Raw genomic sequence first — 18,192 nt, forward strand, 5'->3', positions numbered from 1 at the left:
GCGCCGTTCAGCAGCATTCGAAGGAGTTCGTCATGCAGCGCGCCATTCATTGTTCGCCGCTCGCCCTCGCCGTCAGCGTGGCGATCGCGCTCATGACGCAATCCGCGCGGGCCGATTGCTTCGACGACGCCGCCGCATACCAGCACGTCAATCCGATGGTGCTGCGGGCCATCGCGTGGCAGGAATCGCACAATCGGCCCAACGCGACACATCTCAATGCAAACGGCTCGCTCGACTATGGCGTCATGCAGATCAACTCGATTCATCTGCGCGAACTGGCGCGCTATCACATCGATCGCGATGCGCTGATGGAGCCGTGCAAGAACGTGTATATCGCCGCCTGGCATCTGCGGGGAAAGATGGAAAAGTACGGCAACACATGGGCCGCGGTCGGCACCTATCACTCGGAGACGCCTGCCGAGCGCGATCTTTACGCGCGGCATATCGCGGCCATTGTCAGGCAATGGCGTGAACTGCCGCGGCCGTCATCGAATCCGGCACGCATGGCCAAAAAATGAATACGCGATGAAGCGCTCGGTTTACGCGATGAAACGCCTGTTTACCAACGATTTGGACGCAGTTAAGCGAATCATTCATCGCGGCGCCACATGACTCCCGATACATGGGACAAGATGCAGTCGTTGCTCGCATCAGCCACACGATTCAATAATTTCTGTGTCTCCAAGCAGGTATGCTCATACTTGGGCAAACCGGCTTGCGGCGCAGACCGCGCAACTTCCGTCAGCCGCACGGCTTTTCGGATCAGTGCCTCGCTTGCCCGCGTGAGCTGACGCCGCCGTTCTTTCGTTCGGTGTGCAAAGTCAATGAGGAAGACTGTGAGGAAAGCGAATGGTGGCACATCTTGTCGACGAGACGCGCATTTTCTGGTCGAGTTCATCGGATCGTCCGACGCCCGCGGCAATCAGGCGCCACGGCGCGCAGGCGCTGCGGCTGCCGCATCTGATCGAAGACCCGTCGCCGGCGGTCGTCTTTATCGACTGTGCGGATACCGACGCTAACGCCGAGATAGAGAAACTGCGGATCGAAAACGGCGATGAACACTATCTGATCCCAGTGCTGCGCGAGCTGTCAGCCGAGTGCGTCGTTTCGCTCATCTCGCGCGGTGCCAACGATGCGGTAAGCAACGAAGATCTGCTGAGCCCGGAAGCCATCGTCGAGCGCGCACGCGCGCAGACGAGGCTGCTCTCGTTCGCGCGCGACGGCGTCACCGATTTCTCCACGCTGCAAAGTCACACGGACGGCATGGTGTCGCCGGTTTTCTTCAAGGACGCGAATGGCCTGTACACGGGATGCAACCAGGTCTTCGAACGCTTTCTCGGTATCGAGCGAGCCGGCATTCTCGGCAAGACCGTCTATGACGTCTCGCCCTCCGATCTCGCGCTCACCTATCACAAGGCCGACCTCGATCTCATAGCCGACGGCGGCGTGCAGACGTATGCCGCCGGCGTGCGCAACGGAGCGGGCATCGTGCGGATGGTTCGCTTTTACAAGGGCGTCGTCTATGGCGAAGACGGACGCATCACCGGCATTGTCGGCGCGATGCACGACATCGGCGACCTGCGCGGGCACGAAACCGCGCGCCATGAAATCGGCGAAGTCACATGCCACGTGTCCGCCAATCTCGTCGCGCGTGAGGGCTTTGCTGCCGTCGATCACGACCGGCCCTTGCTCGAGCGCGTGGCGGCGGGCGACGCCTCGGCTTTGGCCCGCCTGTACCGGCTCTACCATCGGCGTCTCGCGCGTTTCCTGACCCGGCTTACGTGGAAGAGCGAGGTGATCGATGAAATCATCAACGACACCTTCATGGTCGTCTGGAAGCGGGCCGGCGACTTCCGGGGCGAGGCCAGCGTCTCGACGTGGATCATCGGCATTGCGTATCGCTCGGCGCTGCGCGCGTTGCGCGACCAGCGCCGTTCGGAATTCGAGCCACTGGACATCGACCATGCCGATACGATGGTTCAGTACTGGCATGACCATGAACTGTCCGACCTGCTGTCGAAGGCGCTCGATCTGTTGCCCGTCGAGCAACGTCTCGTGATGGCGCTCGCGTATGTGCTCGGACATTCGGTCGGAGAGATCGCGGAGATCACCGGCTGCCCGGTCACGACGGTCAAGGCGCGCATGCATCGAGCGCGCGGCAAGCTGCGCGAGACGCTGGAAATACTCGGGCAGGTGAAGTGTGTTTAAAAAAAGTGCGTTTTAAAGTGCGCGAGCGGTATGCAGGCGCGCGTTGACCTGTGATGCGTCGTCGCGGCCGCTCGTCGAGCGTGGCATGGAGCGCTGAAGTGCGCGTCTGCCCGCAACGTTGCAGCGAAACCTCGTCACTCAACGCCACAATTTTCGCGGCAGTTGGACCATGCGGCCGAGCATGCCCGTGATACCGCCGCGACGCGCGCGGCCAGCAGGCGCCGTTGCTGTCACAGCCGTCGCGACTGGTGACGCGGACGGTGCGCTTTCGTCTGGCTGCTCACGGCGTGCCGGCGACCGATCGAGCGTCGGCGCGGCACTCACGCCTTGATTGCCTTCATCGCATTCTTCGTCGACGGGCAACCTGCCAAACTCCTGAAGCACCTCGTTCTTTCTGGTGTTCGCCTGGATCTCGAGGAGCTCCGGGTCGGTCGTGCGTTGCCGTGGGCCGCCCTTTTCTTCCGCCGATGCGAGTTTCGTGTCCCGGACATCCGGATGCCAGCTCACGCGCGGCCTGGCCTCGCGGCGGGCCGGGTCCGGTTTGCGCAGTGCGCTTTTCAGCCCGGTTGGAGCCGCTGCGCCGGCTGGCCCCGATGCGTCGGCGCCAGCATTGGCGCGACCGCTGTGCAGATCCACTTCGATGAGATCGTCGTCATCCGCGGGAGCGGCCGCGGTGCTTTGAGGCTGGGTCTGAGCGGGTAGCTCCGGGTCGTTCCTAAAGGTGCGCTCTTCATCGAACAGCTGCTGCAACGTCTTATGCGGCGCGCGCCCTGCGGCCGGCAGAGGCAGTTCGAACAGATCGTCGTCAGACTCGATCACCGGGTTGGTGGGAGAAGGCCCCGTCTTGCTCGTCTGCGCTTTGGCGGTTTCGCCACTCGCGCCCGTCGGCGGCGCGGGAGCGACCCGCTTCGGCACGACCTTGTTCAATGCCGCGGCCTGCTCGCGAGTCAGTTTCGTCACGCCGCCATTCGCGCCGGCGCGCGGAGCATCGACTTGCCGACGCTGATGATTGATCCACTGGACGGTGTCCCCGAGAGGATCCCCCTTCGCTGTGACCGTCACCGCCGCGGGCGCGCGGTTCGCAGCCGACGTCGCCCGGAGCGAGCGCGTCGCAGAACGCGAGCCGCCGCCGATCGACCTCAGCTGCGACAGGATCGCGCTGGCCGAACCGGAGAAGCGCGACTTCGCCCGTGACCGGCTGACATTGCCGCCGGCCGGCCGAGGCGCGTGGGGATCGGCGAGATCGGTTGGGGGAGTACTGGCTGTGCGCTGTGTACGCATGATATGGCTCCACGGGAACATTCGGCGCACAAGGATGAGCCGTCACCTGTCTCTGCGTCGAATCGGACAGAAGGCCGCTGGCTTGACTGGCAACAGCATGCGCCACAACTGGCGCGCGGCCTGGCCGACCGGGCGAACCGCTTCGTCCGGCAGCGAACAGCGGCGCAGCAAGCGGCGCCGGTCAGAACGCCACGTCAACGCACGGGCGATGAAGCGCGGCAATTGCGCGGCACGCATTGATCACGCGACCATGCTGCCGGCTCGGGCCGCTTGTCTGGTCGAGCAGCGCCTGGATCGAATGCGCGTCGAGATTCGGCTGCAATCCGAGCAGCAATGCGACGGAACCCGTCACATTCGCTGCCGCGAACGACGAACCCGAAACGAAGTCGTAGTGCCCGCCCGGCGTGAGCGTGAGGACGTCGCGCCCCGGCGCATACAGCACGTTCGGGCCAGCATCGGCTGGCGCGCTGGCCGCCGGGCGAGCCGAATCGACGGCGATCACGCCCGGCACGCCGACCGGAAACGCCTTGAGGTCGCCGTCCGGCAGCACCGCACCGACCACGATCACGCCTTTTTTTACCGACAGCTCGATCAGTTCCCTCAACAACGGATCGGCGGGCCCGCCAAGACTCAGGTTGATGATCTGCGCATGCGCTTCGAGCGCCGCCTGGATCGCCTCGGCCAGCGTGAACGAGTTGCAGACCGAAGGTCCGCTGTGACTGTCGCGCTGCCAGCAAGCCTTGACCGCGATCAGCTTCGCATGCGGCGCCACGCCTTCGATGCCGCCCGGCTTGCCGTCGGCCGCGTCCGCGCGATCGGCTGCAATCACGCCCGCGACCGCCGTGCCGTGCAGATCGCGATTGAATTGCGTCCAGTCATCGTCGACGAAATTGCGGGTCGCGACAATGCGGCCATGCAGATCAGGATGGGTCGTATCGATGCCCGTATCGATCACCGCCACGCGCACCGAATCGCCTCGCGCGACCTTTTGCGCGGCGCCCGCGCCGATCTCGCGAAAGCCCTGCTGCAAGTCGGCGTAGTCGCTGCTGTGCGGCGCATCGCCGAGCAGCTCGAAGGTCTGCAACGGCTGCGCGAGACGCACGCGGGGATCGGCGGAGAGCCGCGCAAGCACCTCGTCGCGCCGCGCGTCGCCGGCGATTTCGAGCATCGCGCAATGCACTTTCAACGACGGAATCGGCCACGCCGACACCTCCCTCAAGCCATATTGCGCTGCGAGCGCTGCGACCTGAGCACGGGCACTGCCGCCCGGCGAATAGCCGCCCGCTGCGCCGTAGCCGCCTGCCGTCGTGCCCGCGCGCAACATAAGCGTTTCCGGCGGATTCGCGACCGCCAGCACGATCATCCGCTCGGGGCGGGCTTTCATCTGCTGCGTGGCGACGGCCGGATCGGGCGTGGCGGGAACGAGCGCGCATCCGGACATTGTCAGCGCCGCGCACATCACGAGCCCATGCACAAGCCAGCGCACAACCTGGCCCGCGCCGACCGCGCGCGCCTCTCCGCCAATGTTGCGGCGTCCCGCCGGAGCGGACCCGGCGAGCTCATGGAAATGGCGGCGCTGCGCGAGCTTCATGGTGATCTGATTCAAAGATGTGGACTGCCGTAGGTGCGCGTCACCGCGCAAAAAGTTACAGTGCAACTCAGAAATGCCAGATCGCATCGGCAATCCACCGGTTGGAGGCGCCCGGGCCGAGCATCGTCTTGGCTTCGTTGTTCGTCGCGATATAGGACAGATCGAATTGCCACGACCGGAACTGCCAGGTCAGCCCGAGATTGCCGTACACATAGCCGAAGCCGAGCACCGTATGCAGATCGTAATAGCCGATGCCCGCCGTTGCAGTCCAGCCGTGGATGAGCGGCAGGCGGCCGACCAGATCGTAGGAGATCGCCCGTGAACTCGGCGACGGGCCAAAGCCCGTATTCGGCGACAGCGCGACCGACGCGAACACCGAGTCGCGCCAGCCCACCGTCAACGCGAGTTCGTCGTAGTTGAATCTCGACGCGGACGGCACGCGGGTGAACTGGTAGTGCGACAGCATGGCCTGCGCGCTCCAGTCGTTGGCGAGGCGCCAGCCGTAACCCGCGTTGACGACGAATTCCGCGCCCGTGGTCGGCGGGTCGCCCCATCTGATGGAGGATGCGGACGCGCCCGCAAAGAAGCCGTTGCCGGGATACCAGTTCGCAGCGACGTCCACCGACGGCTGCCGGTAGCTGATGTCCATGCCGCGCGTGACCTTGTCGGTGGCGATACCAGCTTCGAACTGCCAATCTTCGCTCGCCGCCAAGGCGAGGCGCGGCAGCGATGAAACGATAAGCAGTGCGGCAAGCAGCGCGAGCGATGCACACCATCGGATTGGACGGGCTGGCGGGCGCGCCACGCCGGCGCAAAGCGCGATCGAACGAAACCTCGGCGCCATCTTGTCGTTCAGGAACCCGGGTGGGATGGAAAAGCAATGGCGTTATTCAAGCCATCCGGCAAGCCTTGGGCGCGCAACTGCGCACGGCAAGGCTGTGCCGATCTTAACCGATAAACCCGAACGCAAAAAAACCGACAAGGAATTGTTAGGGACCGCGGGCACCCTCGCCGACCGGCTCTGCGAAGCGCACGCCGGGCGCGGCGCGCAAGACCGCGAGCTGCTTCGCCACGTCGCCGGGCGCGGCCACCGGCGCGAGCGAATAGACGCCGTTTTCGCTCGGCCCGCCCACGATCTGGAGATGCAGCGGCACGAGCAGCGCCTGCAGCCGGCCAACCGGCATCGCCGGATCGGCGACGAGCCGGATGGTCGCGCGGGCGGCAGCGGCATCGGTCTGGGACAGCGTGCGATAGTTCGCCGGCGCGCTATCGGCGCCGCGGCCGAAGCCGAGCGTCGCGAGCGCGCCCGTCTCCAGCAGCACGATGGCCGCGAGACCGGCCGCGATCGCCGTCATGCGGCTGCGCCTGGGCGCCGACGTGCCGGTGCGAACGGCCGGCTGCGCCTCTTCGTCGAAACGCTCCCACAGATGATCGAGACCGCGCTCGACGTCAGGACCGGCGTCCTCGCGCGCGGCCATCGCCGCGCCCAGCTTGCGCTGCGACGCGAGTTCCGCCTGGCATCGTTCGCAATCGCGCACGTGCGCGTCGACCAGCTTGCGTTCGGTGTCGGACGCCCGGCCGTTGACGATCCACGGCAACAGTTCCCATACGTGCAGATGAGCGAGTTCGCTCTCGGCTGTATTGCTCATCGAACGCTCCCATCAATGCCGGCGAGCGCCGGCAGCAGATTGCGCAGCTTGACCCGCGCATGAAACATCCTGGCCTTCACGGTACTGACAGGGCTTTCGGTTATCTCCGCAATCTCTTCGAGCGAATGGCCCATCACGTAGGCCAGCTCCATCACGATACGCTGCTCCGGGGCGAGCCTGATCAGCCCCTTGGTCACCCAGTCGGTCATTTCCTGTTCGGCGAACGGCTCCGTGGACGGCCCGTCGAAGTCATGCTGCTGTTCGGCCGGCAAGCCGCCCTGGCGCAGCGCCTTCAACGTGACGCGGTATGCAATGCCCATGAGCCACGTCGACACGCGCGACTGGCCGCGAAATTCGCCGGCCTTTTGCCAGACGATCATGAAGGTGTCGTTGATGACTTCCTCGATCACGTCATCGCGCCGCGTGAAGCGGCCGAGAAAGCGGACCAGCCGCCGGTGATACTCGCGATAGAGCGCGGCCAGCGCAGACTTGTCCGCCGCCGCGATGCGCTGCAGCAACGCGGCATCTTCCGCGTCGACGCTGCGCGCGGCAAGACAGACGTTGCTTGAGACGATCGGTTTCGGTGACATGTCGCTGTGCTCGCAATCCGCCAGATTGTGTGGATGACCGTGAGTGTCGCCGCCGGCGCGAAAAGTTGCGAGCGACGCAAAAATAATTGATCCGGCACTGCGCGCGGTCACGCGCGCCGCGGATGCGGGAAACTCGCGCGTCCGCGGGTTTCGCCTGGCAGTTACCTTACATTTCGGCTGGCTTGCGCATGCATACCGCAAGGCGGCACGAAAGCCGCGCCGTCACGTCCACACATTTCGAAGTACAGCATGCCGGGCGGATGCGTGTCGACAATCTGAAATGCACCGCTGCGATTGAAAACGATCACATGCGCGATGAGGCTGATTCGCACCGAGCCGTCCACATGGTGAATCGCCGAGTCGTCGGTGAGCTCCGGTACGCGCCAGCCGCCGAGATTCGCGCGCGCCATGGCCTTGATGATTTCGGCGCGCGCCTCTTCGATAGTCGACGGCGACGGGCTGATCTTGCCGAGTTCGTAACGCAGGCGATGCAGCCGCTCGCGCGTTAGCGGCGTGCGCATAAGCTTCGGGCGGTCCATCGAAAGTTGCTTGCAGTGCGCGGTTGTGGACTTCAATTCTCCCCAGCCACAACCGAACTTCGCCTTGGGATGTGCCGGGACTCGTGCGATGTTTGCGTCGCCGGTTGTGTCGCCGCTTGTTGACAATGCGAGCTCAGCAAGCGCCTGAACACCGCTTTGCGCCGATATTTTCGACATGGTGACTTCTTCAGCTTCGATCGGGTGGCGCATACCGTACACGAAGATGCGAGCCGCGCGGCGCGGGACAGCGAAGTTGTTTCCCGCTTACCGAAGCGTCGGCGCCAATCTGCCGATCACCATCGTTTTGCGCGGCGAGGCCGGCAGCACTGCGACAAGGTGCGAAGCCCCGATGCGGCAGCCATCTGCACGACGGCATGCCGCACATCGAACGTCGTTCTACAGGACCTGGATCATTTCGCCCCCGTCGCCGCATATTCGGCGCATCTCTTTGCTCGCGGATCGCCGTCGAACACAATCGGCTCGTCATAGACTCATGCGTCGCGTGATCCTGGAGAGCGACACAGCACATCGCTCGCAAGCAAACAATCGCAACCCTTCTGAACGCGCCGAGCCATTGCGCTTGCGTGCAGCGTGTTGCGGTTTTCTCAGGGTTCGCGCGACAGCATCGGTCAACCGCCGCCCGATCAAAGGATGCATATGGTTTCGCCGATTCGATCCCCACAGCGACCTCACGACGTGCTGGAGCAGGAAGCCGCGCGAACCGGCGCGCAGACGCCCGCGCAACCGGGACGTCGGTTGCGCGCCGCCGCGAACCCGTTAATTGCCAGCTTGCCGTCGCGTTCGCCGGGGGCCGAAGGCGCGTCATCGTCTTCGACCGAGGCGACGCCCGTCGCGCAGCAACGGCCCGAACACGCAGGCCGTGCCGCCGTGCTTGCAGCGCGGCAACGCGACATCGATGCCGTACTCGCGTTCGCCGATGAGATCCGTGAGCTCGAGGCTCAGTTGCTCGCGCTAAAGGCGCCCGCGCAGCCCGATGCACCTGATGGACCCGATGCCCCGACCATGTCGCAAGCCGAAGTGCAGCAAGCCATTGCGCGACTCGAAGCGCGCGGCGACATCGCCCAGCGCACCGTCGACGCGCTCGGCAAACAGTGCGAGCGGGCACGTGCGGTTGTCGAAAAGCTGAATGCGTCGCTGGAAGAAAAATCGAGCCGCCTCGAACAATTGCATGAAGCTCGCACCGCCGACGCACGCCCCACGCCTCGTGCGTCGCAAGCCAGCACGAGTCGTAGCGAATTGCGCGCCGCGCACTCGCAGCGTATCGCCGCGTTGGGGCAGCAAGTCGATCTGTTGAAGAGCAGCCGCAAGAAGGCGGCGCGCGAGGCGGAAGTCGTCGCGAGCCGCGATACGCTGCGCGCATTGGGAACGGTCGGCACCTTCGAGTCGATAGACCATGTGAGTCCCGAACTGGTGACCAAGGTCACCGAATGGCTGCGTGGCCTGCAGCCCGCGCAGGCCCGGCCGTCACGCCGTCCGCCCGATCTCGAGCGCCAGCTTCAGGAGGCCGTCGCCACCGCGTTCGATCACATCGCGCAAAGCGGTGCACGACCGGGAGCGGACCCGCAGGAAGCGTTGCAGGCGTTCATGGCGCTCGTCTCGCACCCTCGGTTCAAGCCGTTGTACCCCGCCGTCGAGCGCCTGCTGGTAGAGGATTTCGGCCGCAGCTTGCGCGTGTCGACGGTTGGCAGGCGGGTGGGCAAAACGATGGACCAGATGAACGCGGTTCGCCGCTTGCTCAACGTGTCGCCCGCGCAAATCGCAACGCGCGCGGTGCTTCAGGTGTTCAGGAACGCCAGTGCCAACCTGCAAGCCGCCGTCCAACGGCAGTCGCGCGGCGTGATGTTCGGCGACGTAAAACTGCTCGGCCCGGAAATCGCGCACACCGCCGAACAGGTCGCCACCGTGTTCGCGCAGCTCACCGAGCATCGCACCGCGTTTCAGGCCATGATCGACGCGATGGAAAAACAGTTCACGGGGATCATGAACATCGACGACGTCGAAGCGATGGGCCAGCGCGTGGCGCCGAAACTCGACGCCTATTACAAGGGCAAGATCGCCGAAGCGAGCGCCGAGCGCAACAGGCTCACGCGCGAGGGCGTGCCGAGCGCGAAGGCAAGCGAGTCGGATACGGTCGGAGCAAGCGCAAGCGGTGTCGATATCGACCAGCTGGAAATTCGCATCGGACGTCTGCAAGGCGAAATACTTCAATACGCGCAGCAGCATAAGAAAGAGTTCGAGCACTATGCGAAGCTCAGCGCGCGTCACATGACGGTATCCGACGAAGTCGAGGACATCGGGCAACAACTGTCGGCTCATCGCCAGACGCTGAAGGATTTGCGTGATGGAGGCAAAACCCGGATGCGGCAGCGTACTGCTCGCGGCAATCAGAGCGAACCGATCGAAAACCGTCTCGGTGAACTGTGGGACAAAGTCACGCGCGAACCGGCGCTATTGCGAGTGATCTCGCGCGGCGCGCTGGAACGCGTGATCAAGGTACACGTCGGGCAGACATCCGAGCAGATGCACACGCGGATGAGCAAGGTGATGCGCACGGGCACCTTCGTTTCGCGTGCCGGCGTGCTGCGCGTGATTGCCGAAGTCGCGCGTCATGAAATCGCGCAGCCTCAGTCGGCGCTGCTTGCGCAAGATCGCGAAGCGTTCGAGCGCATTGCGCAAGGCTATCCGCGCGGGCGCATCGACGCGCTCTGCCATCATGGCCGGACGATCGGTCACGGCGTGCGCAACAGTGCGCGCGGTGTCGAGGAATCGCGTACTGGCACGAGCCAGTACGCGCTCGATTGGGTACACGGCGAGGGCGCGCGGGTCAGCCATTTGCATCCGTGGATATCGCCGTATTGATCAAAGTGCCTCGACCATGTCCTTGCGTCGCGACTGGCAATATGCAGAGCACGCAAGCTGCGCGGCATTCGCCGCAACATGAATCATCGGACTCGCGTTCACCGGCTTGCAAATCGACACGATGATCGGCGGGGGAACGGGTTTGAGCGGCAACTCGATGAATTCACCGCTCTGCAATGCCTCGATGACAAACAGGCCGGGAATGGCCGCCACGCCATATCCGTCCCGGACCAGCTGAACGATCGCGGCCACGGAGGGCGAACAGGTGATTCGCGTCTGCCCGGCCGGCATCCCGAGTTGCTGCGCCAGCGCATGAACAATGCTCTCGAGGGCCACTTGTGGCGCCGTCCCACGCCCGAAGGTCAAAACCGGGCGCTCCAGGACCCGCAGCGCGAGCCCTTGGGCACGCTTGGACAGCAAGCCCCGTTTCGCGATCCAGCGAACCGGATAACTTGCGATGGCACTCGAGACAATCTTCGTACTATCGATGCCCTCGACCCGTATCGCAATGTCCAGATCGCCACTCAGCAAGCGTCGTTGCAGCACTGAACTCGAATCGACCGTCAAGTCTACTTCGAGTCCCGGAAAACTCGCATTCAACTGGGTGATGTAATGCGCGAGCCAGCTATGCACCACGGTCTCGATCACGCCCAACCGAAGCTTCCCGCCAACCACCACTTCCTGACCCGCCGCCTCCCGCAAAGCGCGCACAGCATTGACGACATTCTTTGCCGGCCCAAGCAGATTCTGGCCAGACGGTGTCAGCCGGAAGGTTGTTGTGGAACGGTCGACGAGTTCAGTCTTCAACTCGTCTTCCAGTGAACGGATGCGCAGCGAGATCGTTGCCGGTGTCGCGTGCAGCACACGCGCCGTGGCCCGAAAGCTCTCCAGCTGGGCCAGCGTCACAAACGTTTCGAGAAAGCGCGTGTTCATCTGGCGAGACGCTTCGCGTATGGACCCGTGCAAGCAAAGGCGTCACGTAGGGACATCGATAGATCGGTACTCATGGCCAAGGTATTCGCGGCTTTCGTTAGATCAAATGGTTTCGGGACCGGTTTCGGGACCCATACCGTCGGCAAATCCCTTCGGCGTTCCCGGTCAGCAGTATGAACCTTAACAAAAAGCCCGAGTTACACCACGGAGAATTGCTTGTCTTGCGGTACTTCCAAAAGGAAATCCGGTGCGTGGCACGAGTGGCGGCGCCCTCGCCGCATCGGCCTGAACAGCGTGCCAATGCTGGCTACCAGGACGTACCCGAGGTTTTCCCGCGACACGGAGCCGAGCACCAGCTACGTAAAAACCCGCATGAAATCGTTAAAAAAAACCTAACACTGGCGGCACGGATTACTCGCTGGCACAGCTTTTTTTTCGGTTCTAACCTGCACCCCATCGAACTCACGAATGGAATCGCAGCCATGCCGCACACCTTTCGCCAGCAAGTCCGCAGCAAGGAATTTTCCGGTCCGACGGCCGGTTATTGCGGCGACTTCGCGCAGGCCAATCTCGCCATTCTTCCGCGCGCCCACGCCGAGGATTTCATGCGCTTCTGCCTGCGCAATCCGAAAGCATGTCCGCTGCTCGCCGTGGGCGAACCGGGGCAATTCGATCTGCCGATGCTGGGCCGCGACCTCGATATCCGCACCGACGTCCCCGGCTACAACGTCTATCGCGAAGGCGTGCTGTGCGAGCAGCCCGCCGATATCCGCGAAGTATGGCGCGACGATCTCGTCGTGTTCGCCATCGGCTGCTCGTTCTCGTTCGAGCAGATGCTCGCGCGCGAACGCATCCCGCTGCGCCACATCGATGAAGGCGTCAACGTGCCGATGTACCGCACCCACCTTCCCAATCACGCGGCGGGTCCGTTCGGCGGCCACCTCGTCGTCTCCATGCGGCCGATGAGCGGCGCCCATGCGATTCGCGCCGTTCAGGTCACGAGCCGGTTTCCGTCGGTGCATGGTGCACCGGTGCATATCGGCCTTCCTGCAGTGCTCGGCATTGAAGATCTGTCGGCTCCGGATTTCGGCGATCCGGTGTCGATCCACAAACACGAACTGCCGGTCTTCTGGGCCTGCGGCGTGACGCCCCAGAGCGCCATCGAAAGCGCGCGGCTGCCGTTCGCCATCGCGCACCGGCCTGGCCACATGCTGGTCACCGACATCCCCAACGCATCGCTCGCCGTGTTCTGACGCACGGATTCGCCACATCTCAGGAGAAACACATGAACACGGAAGCGCAATACGCAAGCACGCCCGTCGACGACGGAATGGTCGACGCCGCGAGCCGCGGCATGTTCGGCTGGTATCGGCATACCAATGCCAGCGAGCGGCGGGCATTCTGGAGTTGCAAGACCGGCTATGCACTCGATGCGATGGACACGCAGTTCCTTAGCTTCGTGATTCCGACGCTGATCGCCACGTGGAGTCTCAGCAAGGGCGAAGCCGGCCTGATCGGCACAGTCACGCTGCTGACTTCCGCGCTCGGCGGCTGGGTCGCCGGCATCCTGTCCGACCGCATCGGCCGGGTCAAGACGCTGCAAATCACCATCGTATGGTTTGCCTTGTTCACGCTGGTGTGTGCGTTCGCGCAGAACTACAGCCAGCTTCTGATTGCGCGCGGTTTGATGGGCTTCGGCTTCGGCGGCGAATGGACGGCGGGCGCCGTGCTGATCGGCGAAGTGATCCGGCCGCGCGACCGCGGCAAGGCGGTGGGCATGGTGCAAGCGGGCTGGGCCATCGGCTGGGCAGCGTCGGCTGGTCTCTATACGCTGGTGTTCTCGCTCCTGCCCGGCGATATCGCGTGGCGCGCGTTGTTCGCACTCGGTGTTCTGCCCGCGCCGTTTGTGATCTTCATCCGCCGTTTCGTCGAGGAACCCGAAGTCCATCAGCAGCAGAAGCAGCGCGAGACGGAAGCCGGCAACCGGAGCTCGTTCTTCGAAATCTTCGGACCCGGCATCTGGCTAACGACACTTCGCACTGCGATCCTCGCAACCGGCACGCAAGGCGGCTACTACGCAATCACAACCTGGCTGCCGACGTACCTGAAGACCGAACAGCACCTGAGCGTGGTCGGCACGGGGAGCTATCTCGCGGTCATCATCGCCGGCTCGTATGCGGGTTATCTGTGCGGCGCGTATCTGAGCGACCGCTTCGGCCGCAAGCTGAACTTCATCGCGTTCTCGATTGCTTCGATGGCGATCGCCCTGCTGTACACCCTCATGCCGATGAACAATGCCATGCTGCTCGTGCTCGGCTTCCCGCTGGGATTCTTCGCATCCGGCATCTTCGCCGGGATGGGCGCGTTCATGACCGAACTCTTCCCCACGCGGATCCGCGGCTCAGGTCAGGGCTTTTGCTACAACTTTGGCCGCGCGGTCGGTGCGACCTTCCCGTTTCTGATCGGTTTTGTCGCGCAAAAGATGGCGCTGGGCACCGCGATCGGCATCTTCGCCGCGGCCGCCTACGGCGTCGTCATTCTGGCCGCGCTGACGCTGCCGGAAACGCGCGGCGCGCAACTCAAGTCGTGAGAACTTCCTTTGTTACCGGAGCTTCGTCTGATGGACCAAACTGAAAACACCGTACCCCGCGATCGCCGCTGGCAATTCTGGATCGACCGCGGAGGCACGTTCACCGATATCGTCGCCCGCCGTCCCGATGGACGGCTCGTCACCCATAAGGTGCTTTCCGAGAATCCCGAGCGTTATCGCGATTCCGCCGTGCAGGGCATTCGGGAATTGCTGGGTATCGCGGCGCACGAGCCCGTACCGGCGCATCTGATCGATAGCGTACGGATGGGCACGACGGTCGCCACCAACGCACTGCTCGAGCGCAAGGGCGCGCCGACCGTGCTCGCGATCACGAAGGGTTTTGCCGACGCGCTGCGGATCGCCTATCAAAGCCGTCCGAAGCTGTTCGTGCGCAACATCGAATTGCCGACACTGCTGTATGAGCGAGTGGTGGAAATCGACGAGCGGATCGGCGCCCGCGGCGAAATGGTCCGCGAACTGGACGTCGAGCAGGCTGTCGTCGCCTTGCGACAGGCCTACGACAGCGGGATCCGCTCCTGTGCGATCGTGCTGATGCATGGTTATCGATACACCGCGCATGAGCGCAAGCTCAAGGAGATCGCGCAGGACATCGGTTATACGCAGATTTCCGTGAGCCACGAAGTCAGTCCGCTGATGAAGCTGGTCTCGCGCGGCGATACGACCGTTGTCGATGCGTATCTGTCGCCGATCCTGCATCACTACGTTCGGCAAGTCGAAAGCGATCTGGGCGCTGTGCCGCTGCAGTTCATGCAGAGCAATGGCGGCCTCACCGATGCTCACCGCTTCCAGGGCAAGGACGCGATCCTGTCCGGCCCTGCCGGTGGCATCGTGGGTGCGGCGCAGGTGTCGAAGCTAGCGGGCTTCGAATCGATCATCGGCTTCGACATGGGCGGCACGTCGACCGATGTGACGCACTATGCGGGCGAGTACGAGCGCGAGTTCGCCACGGAAGTGGCAGGCGTTCGAATCCGTGCTCCGATGATGAAGATCCATACTGTCGCCGCTGGCGGAGGCTCGATCTGTACGTTCGACGGCGCGCGTTTCCGGGTCGGCCCGGAAAGCGCCGGCGCGAATCCTGGGCCGGCGTCGTACCGGCGCGGTGGCCCGCTGACCGTCACCGACTGCAACGTGATGACAGGCAAGATCAACCCGCGCTGGTTCCCACATGTGTTCGGCGCCGAAGGCGATCTGCCGCTGGACGCGGAAGTCGTGCAGCGCAAGTTCGTGGCGCTTGCGGTGCAGGTCGAGGACGCGACGGGCGTCGCGCGCTCGCCCGCAGAAATCGCCGAAGGGTTCCTGAGGATCGCCGTCGAGAACATGGCGAACGCGATCAAGCAGATCTCGGTGCAGCGCGGCTACGACGTGACGAAGTACACGCTCGCCTGCTTCGGTGGCGCAGGCGGTCAGCATGCGTGCCTCGTTGCGGATGCGCTCGGCATGACGCGCGTCTTCATCCATCCTCTTGCGGGCGTGCTGTCGGCATACGGCATGGGTCTCGCCGATGTGCGCGCGTTGCGTCAGCAGGCCATCGAGACTCGACTGGATGCGGCATCGCTCGCCGCCTGCGAGGAAGCACTTGCGTCCCTGGGAGCGGCGGCAGAAAGCGAAGTCACCCAGCAGCCCATTGCGGCGGACTGCATCACGCTGCGCCGCACACTCCACGTCAAGTACGACGGCACCGACACCGCGCTCGAAATTGAATTCAGCAACGACGCGCCGGCCATTGTCGCGACGTTCGAGCGGCTCTACCGTGCACGCTACGGGTTCCTGATGCCGAACAAGGCGCTTGTGATCGAAGCGGTCGCGGTGGAGGCGATCGGACAGGCGCACGACGTCGAAGATGAACAGTGGCCGCTCGCCGACAGCGCTTCGGCGAACCCTGAACCGCTCGCTACGACACGTATGTTCTCAGGCGGCGAATGGCATGACACGCCCGTCTTCGATCGCGATTCGCTGGCGCCCGGCGCATGCATCGACGGACCGGCCATCATCAGCGAAAAGACCGGAACGACCGTGATCGAACCGGGCTGGCAGGTTCAGGTCAGCAGGCACAACCACCTGGTGGTCGATCGTACGACCGCGCTCGTGAGCCGTCATGCGATCGGCACCGAATCCGATCCGGTATTGCTCGAAGTGTTCAACAACCTGTTCATGTCGATTGCCGAGCAGATGGGCGTGACGCTTGCGAACACGTCGTACTCGGTCAACATCAAGGAGCGCCTCGACTTCTCGTGCGCGCTTTTCGACGCCGGCGGCAATCTGATCGCCAATGCTCCGCATATGCCAGTCCATCTCGGCTCCATGGGCGAAAGCGTGCAGACCATCATCGAGCGCCGCGCGGGCACCATGCAGCCAGGCGACGTCTATTTGCTCAACGCGCCGTATGGAGGCGGCACACATTTGCCGGACGTGACGGTGGTGATGCCGGTCTTCGTTGAAGAGCACACCGCTGCGACGTTTTACGTCGCAGCGCGCGGCCACCATGCGGACATAGGCGGGATTTCGCCGGGCTCGATGCCACCGGACTCAACGCACGTCGATCAGGAAGGCGTGCTGCTCGATAACGTCCAGCTGGTCGCACAAGGCTGCTTCCTCGAAGGCGAAATGCGCGAGCTGCTCACCTCGGGCCGTTATCCGGTTCGCAACGTCGAACAGAATATGGCTGACCTGCGGGCGCAGGTCGCGGCGTGCACCAAGGGCGCGCAGGAGCTTGACAGAATGTGCGCGCAGTTCGGACTCGACGTGGTGCGCGCGTACATGCAGCACGTGCAGGACAACGCCGAGGAAGTCGTGCGACGAACGCTGTCGGTACTCAAGGACGGACGCTTCGAATACGAACTCGACGACGGCGCGAAGATCGTCGTCGCCGTGTCGATCGACCGCGAGACGCGTTCAGCCGTCATCGATTTCGAAGGCACGAGCGAGCAGCAGCCGAATAATTACAACGCGCCGTCCGCGATCTGCAAGGCGGCCGTGCTGTACGTGTTCCGCACGCTGGTCGACGATGACATTCCGCTGAACGCCGGTTGCCTGAAGCCCTTGGACATCCGTATTCCCGCGGGCTCGATGCTCAACCCGCGCTATCCGGCGGCGGTGGTCGCCGGTAACGTCGAGACGTCGCAAGTCGTGACCGATGCGCTCTACGGCGCGCTCGGCGTCATGGCGGGCGCTCAGGGCACGATGAACAACTTCACGTTCGGCAACGAGCGATACCAGTACTACGAGACCATCTGCGGGGGCGCCGGAGCGAGTGCGTCGTCCGCAGGCTGCAGCGCGGTGCAGACACATATGACGAACTCACGGCTGACCGACCCGGAAGTGCTCGAGTGGCGTTTCCCGGTTCGCCTTGATGACTTCCGGGTGCGCCAGGGCAGCGGCGGGGGCGGTCGATGGCAAGGCGGCGACGGCACCGAGCGACGCGTCCGTTTCCTCGAGCCGATGACAGCCGTCATTCTCTCGAATCGCCGGCGGGTTGCGCCGTTCGGGATGGCGGGCGGATCGCCCGGCAAGGTCGGCGTCAACTGGGTCGAGCGAGCCGCTTCGCCGTCGCGTGAAACCTTCGGTGCGCGTCATCAGGTCCAGATGAATGCCGGCGATGTGTTCGTGATTCAGACGCCTGGCGGTGGTGGATACGGAACTGCGCCCGAGGTGCCTGAGGTGCCTGAGGTGCAATAGGCCCTGGATCCAGCCTCGCGCCTCGCGGGGCTGGACATCCCGGTGAGCGTTGTGAATTCGCATCGGTCGAGGCTTTTTTCGAGATGATGCGCGGCCGTCACGCGAGCCGACCGACGAGGGATGCGAGGGCCATCACATGCGTCTCCGGGGGAGAAAAATCCGATGTCAGGAAGGGCGGTTTCTTTTGTCAGCACATACTGAACGTCCAGTCAGGACATGCCGATACGGCCGCCGC

General features: G+C 63.9%; 13 protein-coding genes. 6 read left to right on the plus strand and 7 right to left on the minus strand.

Annotated features, from left to right (window positions below):
• Nucleotides 1-92: 92 nt before the first annotated feature.
• A complete protein-coding gene (locus AC3WLT_RS07785) occupies nucleotides 93-518 on the plus strand; it encodes a lytic transglycosylase domain-containing protein (RefSeq protein ID WP_492591354.1) in 426 nt (141 codons plus the stop codon).
• 331 nt (nucleotides 519-849) lie between these two features.
• On the plus strand, nucleotides 850-2,208 hold the full coding sequence (locus tag AC3WLT_RS07790) for an RNA polymerase sigma factor (RefSeq protein ID WP_492591314.1): 1,359 nt from the start codon (nucleotides 850-852) through the stop codon (nucleotides 2,206-2,208).
• Nucleotides 2,209-2,346: 138 nt separating this feature from the next.
• On the opposite strand, the gene AC3WLT_RS07795 is transcribed toward AC3WLT_RS07790, so the two are convergent.
• The 6 genes from AC3WLT_RS07795 to AC3WLT_RS07820 all read right to left on the minus strand — a co-directional run bounded on the left by AC3WLT_RS07795 (nucleotide 2,347) and on the right by AC3WLT_RS07820 (nucleotide 7,858).
• Entirely contained in the window at nucleotides 2,347-3,489 is a 1,143-nt protein-coding gene (locus AC3WLT_RS07795) for a hypothetical protein (protein ID WP_492591315.1), read from the minus strand.
• A gap of 181 nt (nucleotides 3,490-3,670) precedes the next feature.
• On the minus strand, nucleotides 3,671-5,095 hold the full coding sequence (locus AC3WLT_RS07800; RefSeq protein WP_492591316.1) for a S8 family peptidase: 1,425 nt from the start codon (nucleotides 5,093-5,095) through the stop codon (nucleotides 3,671-3,673).
• Between the two features lie 52 nt (nucleotides 5,096-5,147).
• On the minus strand, nucleotides 5,148-5,924 hold the full coding sequence (locus AC3WLT_RS07805; RefSeq protein WP_492591317.1) for a TorF family putative porin: 777 nt from the start codon (nucleotides 5,922-5,924) through the stop codon (nucleotides 5,148-5,150).
• Between the two features lie 145 nt (nucleotides 5,925-6,069).
• Nucleotides 6,070-6,729, minus strand: a complete 660-nt coding sequence (locus AC3WLT_RS07810; RefSeq protein WP_492591318.1) for a zf-HC2 domain-containing protein — start codon at nucleotides 6,727-6,729, stop codon at nucleotides 6,070-6,072.
• A complete protein-coding gene (locus AC3WLT_RS07815; RefSeq protein ID WP_492591319.1) occupies nucleotides 6,726-7,319 on the minus strand; it encodes an RNA polymerase sigma factor in 594 nt (197 codons plus the stop codon). Before AC3WLT_RS07815 ends, AC3WLT_RS07810 begins: the two co-directional genes overlap by 4 nt.
• 161 nt (nucleotides 7,320-7,480) lie before the next feature.
• The gene (locus AC3WLT_RS07820) at nucleotides 7,481-7,858 is read right to left on the minus strand and encodes a hypothetical protein (RefSeq protein WP_492591320.1); all 378 of its coding nucleotides are present in this window, start codon (nucleotides 7,856-7,858) and stop codon (nucleotides 7,481-7,483) included.
• Between the two features lie 657 nt (nucleotides 7,859-8,515).
• Here AC3WLT_RS07820 and AC3WLT_RS07825 point away from each other — a divergent pair.
• The gene (locus AC3WLT_RS07825) at nucleotides 8,516-10,738 is read left to right on the plus strand and encodes a hypothetical protein (protein WP_492591321.1); all 2,223 of its coding nucleotides are present in this window, start codon (nucleotides 8,516-8,518) and stop codon (nucleotides 10,736-10,738) included.
• Here the strand turns inward: AC3WLT_RS07825 and AC3WLT_RS07830 are convergent, their stop codons facing one another.
• Nucleotides 10,739-11,671: a LysR family transcriptional regulator gene (locus AC3WLT_RS07830; RefSeq protein WP_492591322.1), complete on the minus strand. Its 933-nt coding sequence runs from the start codon at nucleotides 11,669-11,671 to the stop codon at nucleotides 10,739-10,741.
• A gap of 482 nt (nucleotides 11,672-12,153) precedes the next feature.
• Between AC3WLT_RS07830 and AC3WLT_RS07835 the strand changes: the two genes are divergently transcribed.
• Genes AC3WLT_RS07835 through AC3WLT_RS07845 form a run of 3 tightly spaced genes read left to right on the plus strand, consistent with a single transcriptional unit; the run spans nucleotide 12,154 to nucleotide 17,957 of the window.
• Nucleotides 12,154-12,924, plus strand: a complete 771-nt coding sequence (locus AC3WLT_RS07835) for a putative hydro-lyase (RefSeq protein ID WP_492591355.1) — start codon at nucleotides 12,154-12,156, stop codon at nucleotides 12,922-12,924.
• Between the two features lie 32 nt (nucleotides 12,925-12,956).
• Entirely contained in the window at nucleotides 12,957-14,261 is a 1,305-nt protein-coding gene (locus AC3WLT_RS07840) for an MFS transporter (RefSeq protein ID WP_492591323.1), read from the plus strand.
• A 30-nt stretch (nucleotides 14,262-14,291) separates the two neighbouring features.
• Nucleotides 14,292-17,957 (plus strand): hydantoinase B/oxoprolinase family protein, encoded by a 3,666-nt coding sequence (locus AC3WLT_RS07845; protein WP_492591324.1) that lies wholly within the window; start codon nucleotides 14,292-14,294, stop codon nucleotides 17,955-17,957.
• The last annotated feature ends 235 nt before the right edge of the window (nucleotides 17,958-18,192 follow it).

It is taken from the genome of Paraburkholderia sp. FW306-2-2C-D06C (genome assembly GCF_058781505.1).

What these genes read in the sequence shown, in the direction of transcription:
- AC3WLT_RS07785 (WP_492591354.1), top strand. Translation starts at nt 93, where the DNA reads ATGACGCAATCCGCGCGGGCCGATTGCTTCGACGACGCCGCCGCATAC.
- AC3WLT_RS07790 (WP_492591314.1), top strand. Translation starts at nt 850, where the DNA reads ATGGTGGCACATCTTGTCGACGAGACGCGCATTTTCTGGTCGAGTTCA.
- AC3WLT_RS07795 (WP_492591315.1), bottom strand. Translation starts at nt 3,489, where the DNA reads ATGCGTACACAGCGCACAGCCAGTACTCCCCCAACCGATCTCGCCGAT.
- AC3WLT_RS07805 (WP_492591317.1), bottom strand. Translation starts at nt 5,924, where the DNA reads ATGGCGCCGAGGTTTCGTTCGATCGCGCTTTGCGCCGGCGTGGCGCGC.
- AC3WLT_RS07810 (WP_492591318.1), bottom strand. Translation starts at nt 6,729, where the DNA reads ATGAGCAATACAGCCGAGAGCGAACTCGCTCATCTGCACGTATGGGAA.
- AC3WLT_RS07815 (WP_492591319.1), bottom strand. Translation starts at nt 7,319, where the DNA reads ATGTCACCGAAACCGATCGTCTCAAGCAACGTCTGTCTTGCCGCGCGC.
- AC3WLT_RS07820 (WP_492591320.1), bottom strand. Translation starts at nt 7,858, where the DNA reads ATGGACCGCCCGAAGCTTATGCGCACGCCGCTAACGCGCGAGCGGCTG.
- AC3WLT_RS07825 (WP_492591321.1), top strand. Translation starts at nt 8,516, where the DNA reads ATGGTTTCGCCGATTCGATCCCCACAGCGACCTCACGACGTGCTGGAG.
- AC3WLT_RS07830 (WP_492591322.1), bottom strand. Translation starts at nt 11,671, where the DNA reads ATGAACACGCGCTTTCTCGAAACGTTTGTGACGCTGGCCCAGCTGGAG.
- AC3WLT_RS07835 (WP_492591355.1), top strand. Translation starts at nt 12,154, where the DNA reads ATGCCGCACACCTTTCGCCAGCAAGTCCGCAGCAAGGAATTTTCCGGT.
- AC3WLT_RS07840 (WP_492591323.1), top strand. Translation starts at nt 12,957, where the DNA reads ATGAACACGGAAGCGCAATACGCAAGCACGCCCGTCGACGACGGAATG.
- AC3WLT_RS07845 (WP_492591324.1), top strand. Translation starts at nt 14,292, where the DNA reads ATGGACCAAACTGAAAACACCGTACCCCGCGATCGCCGCTGGCAATTC.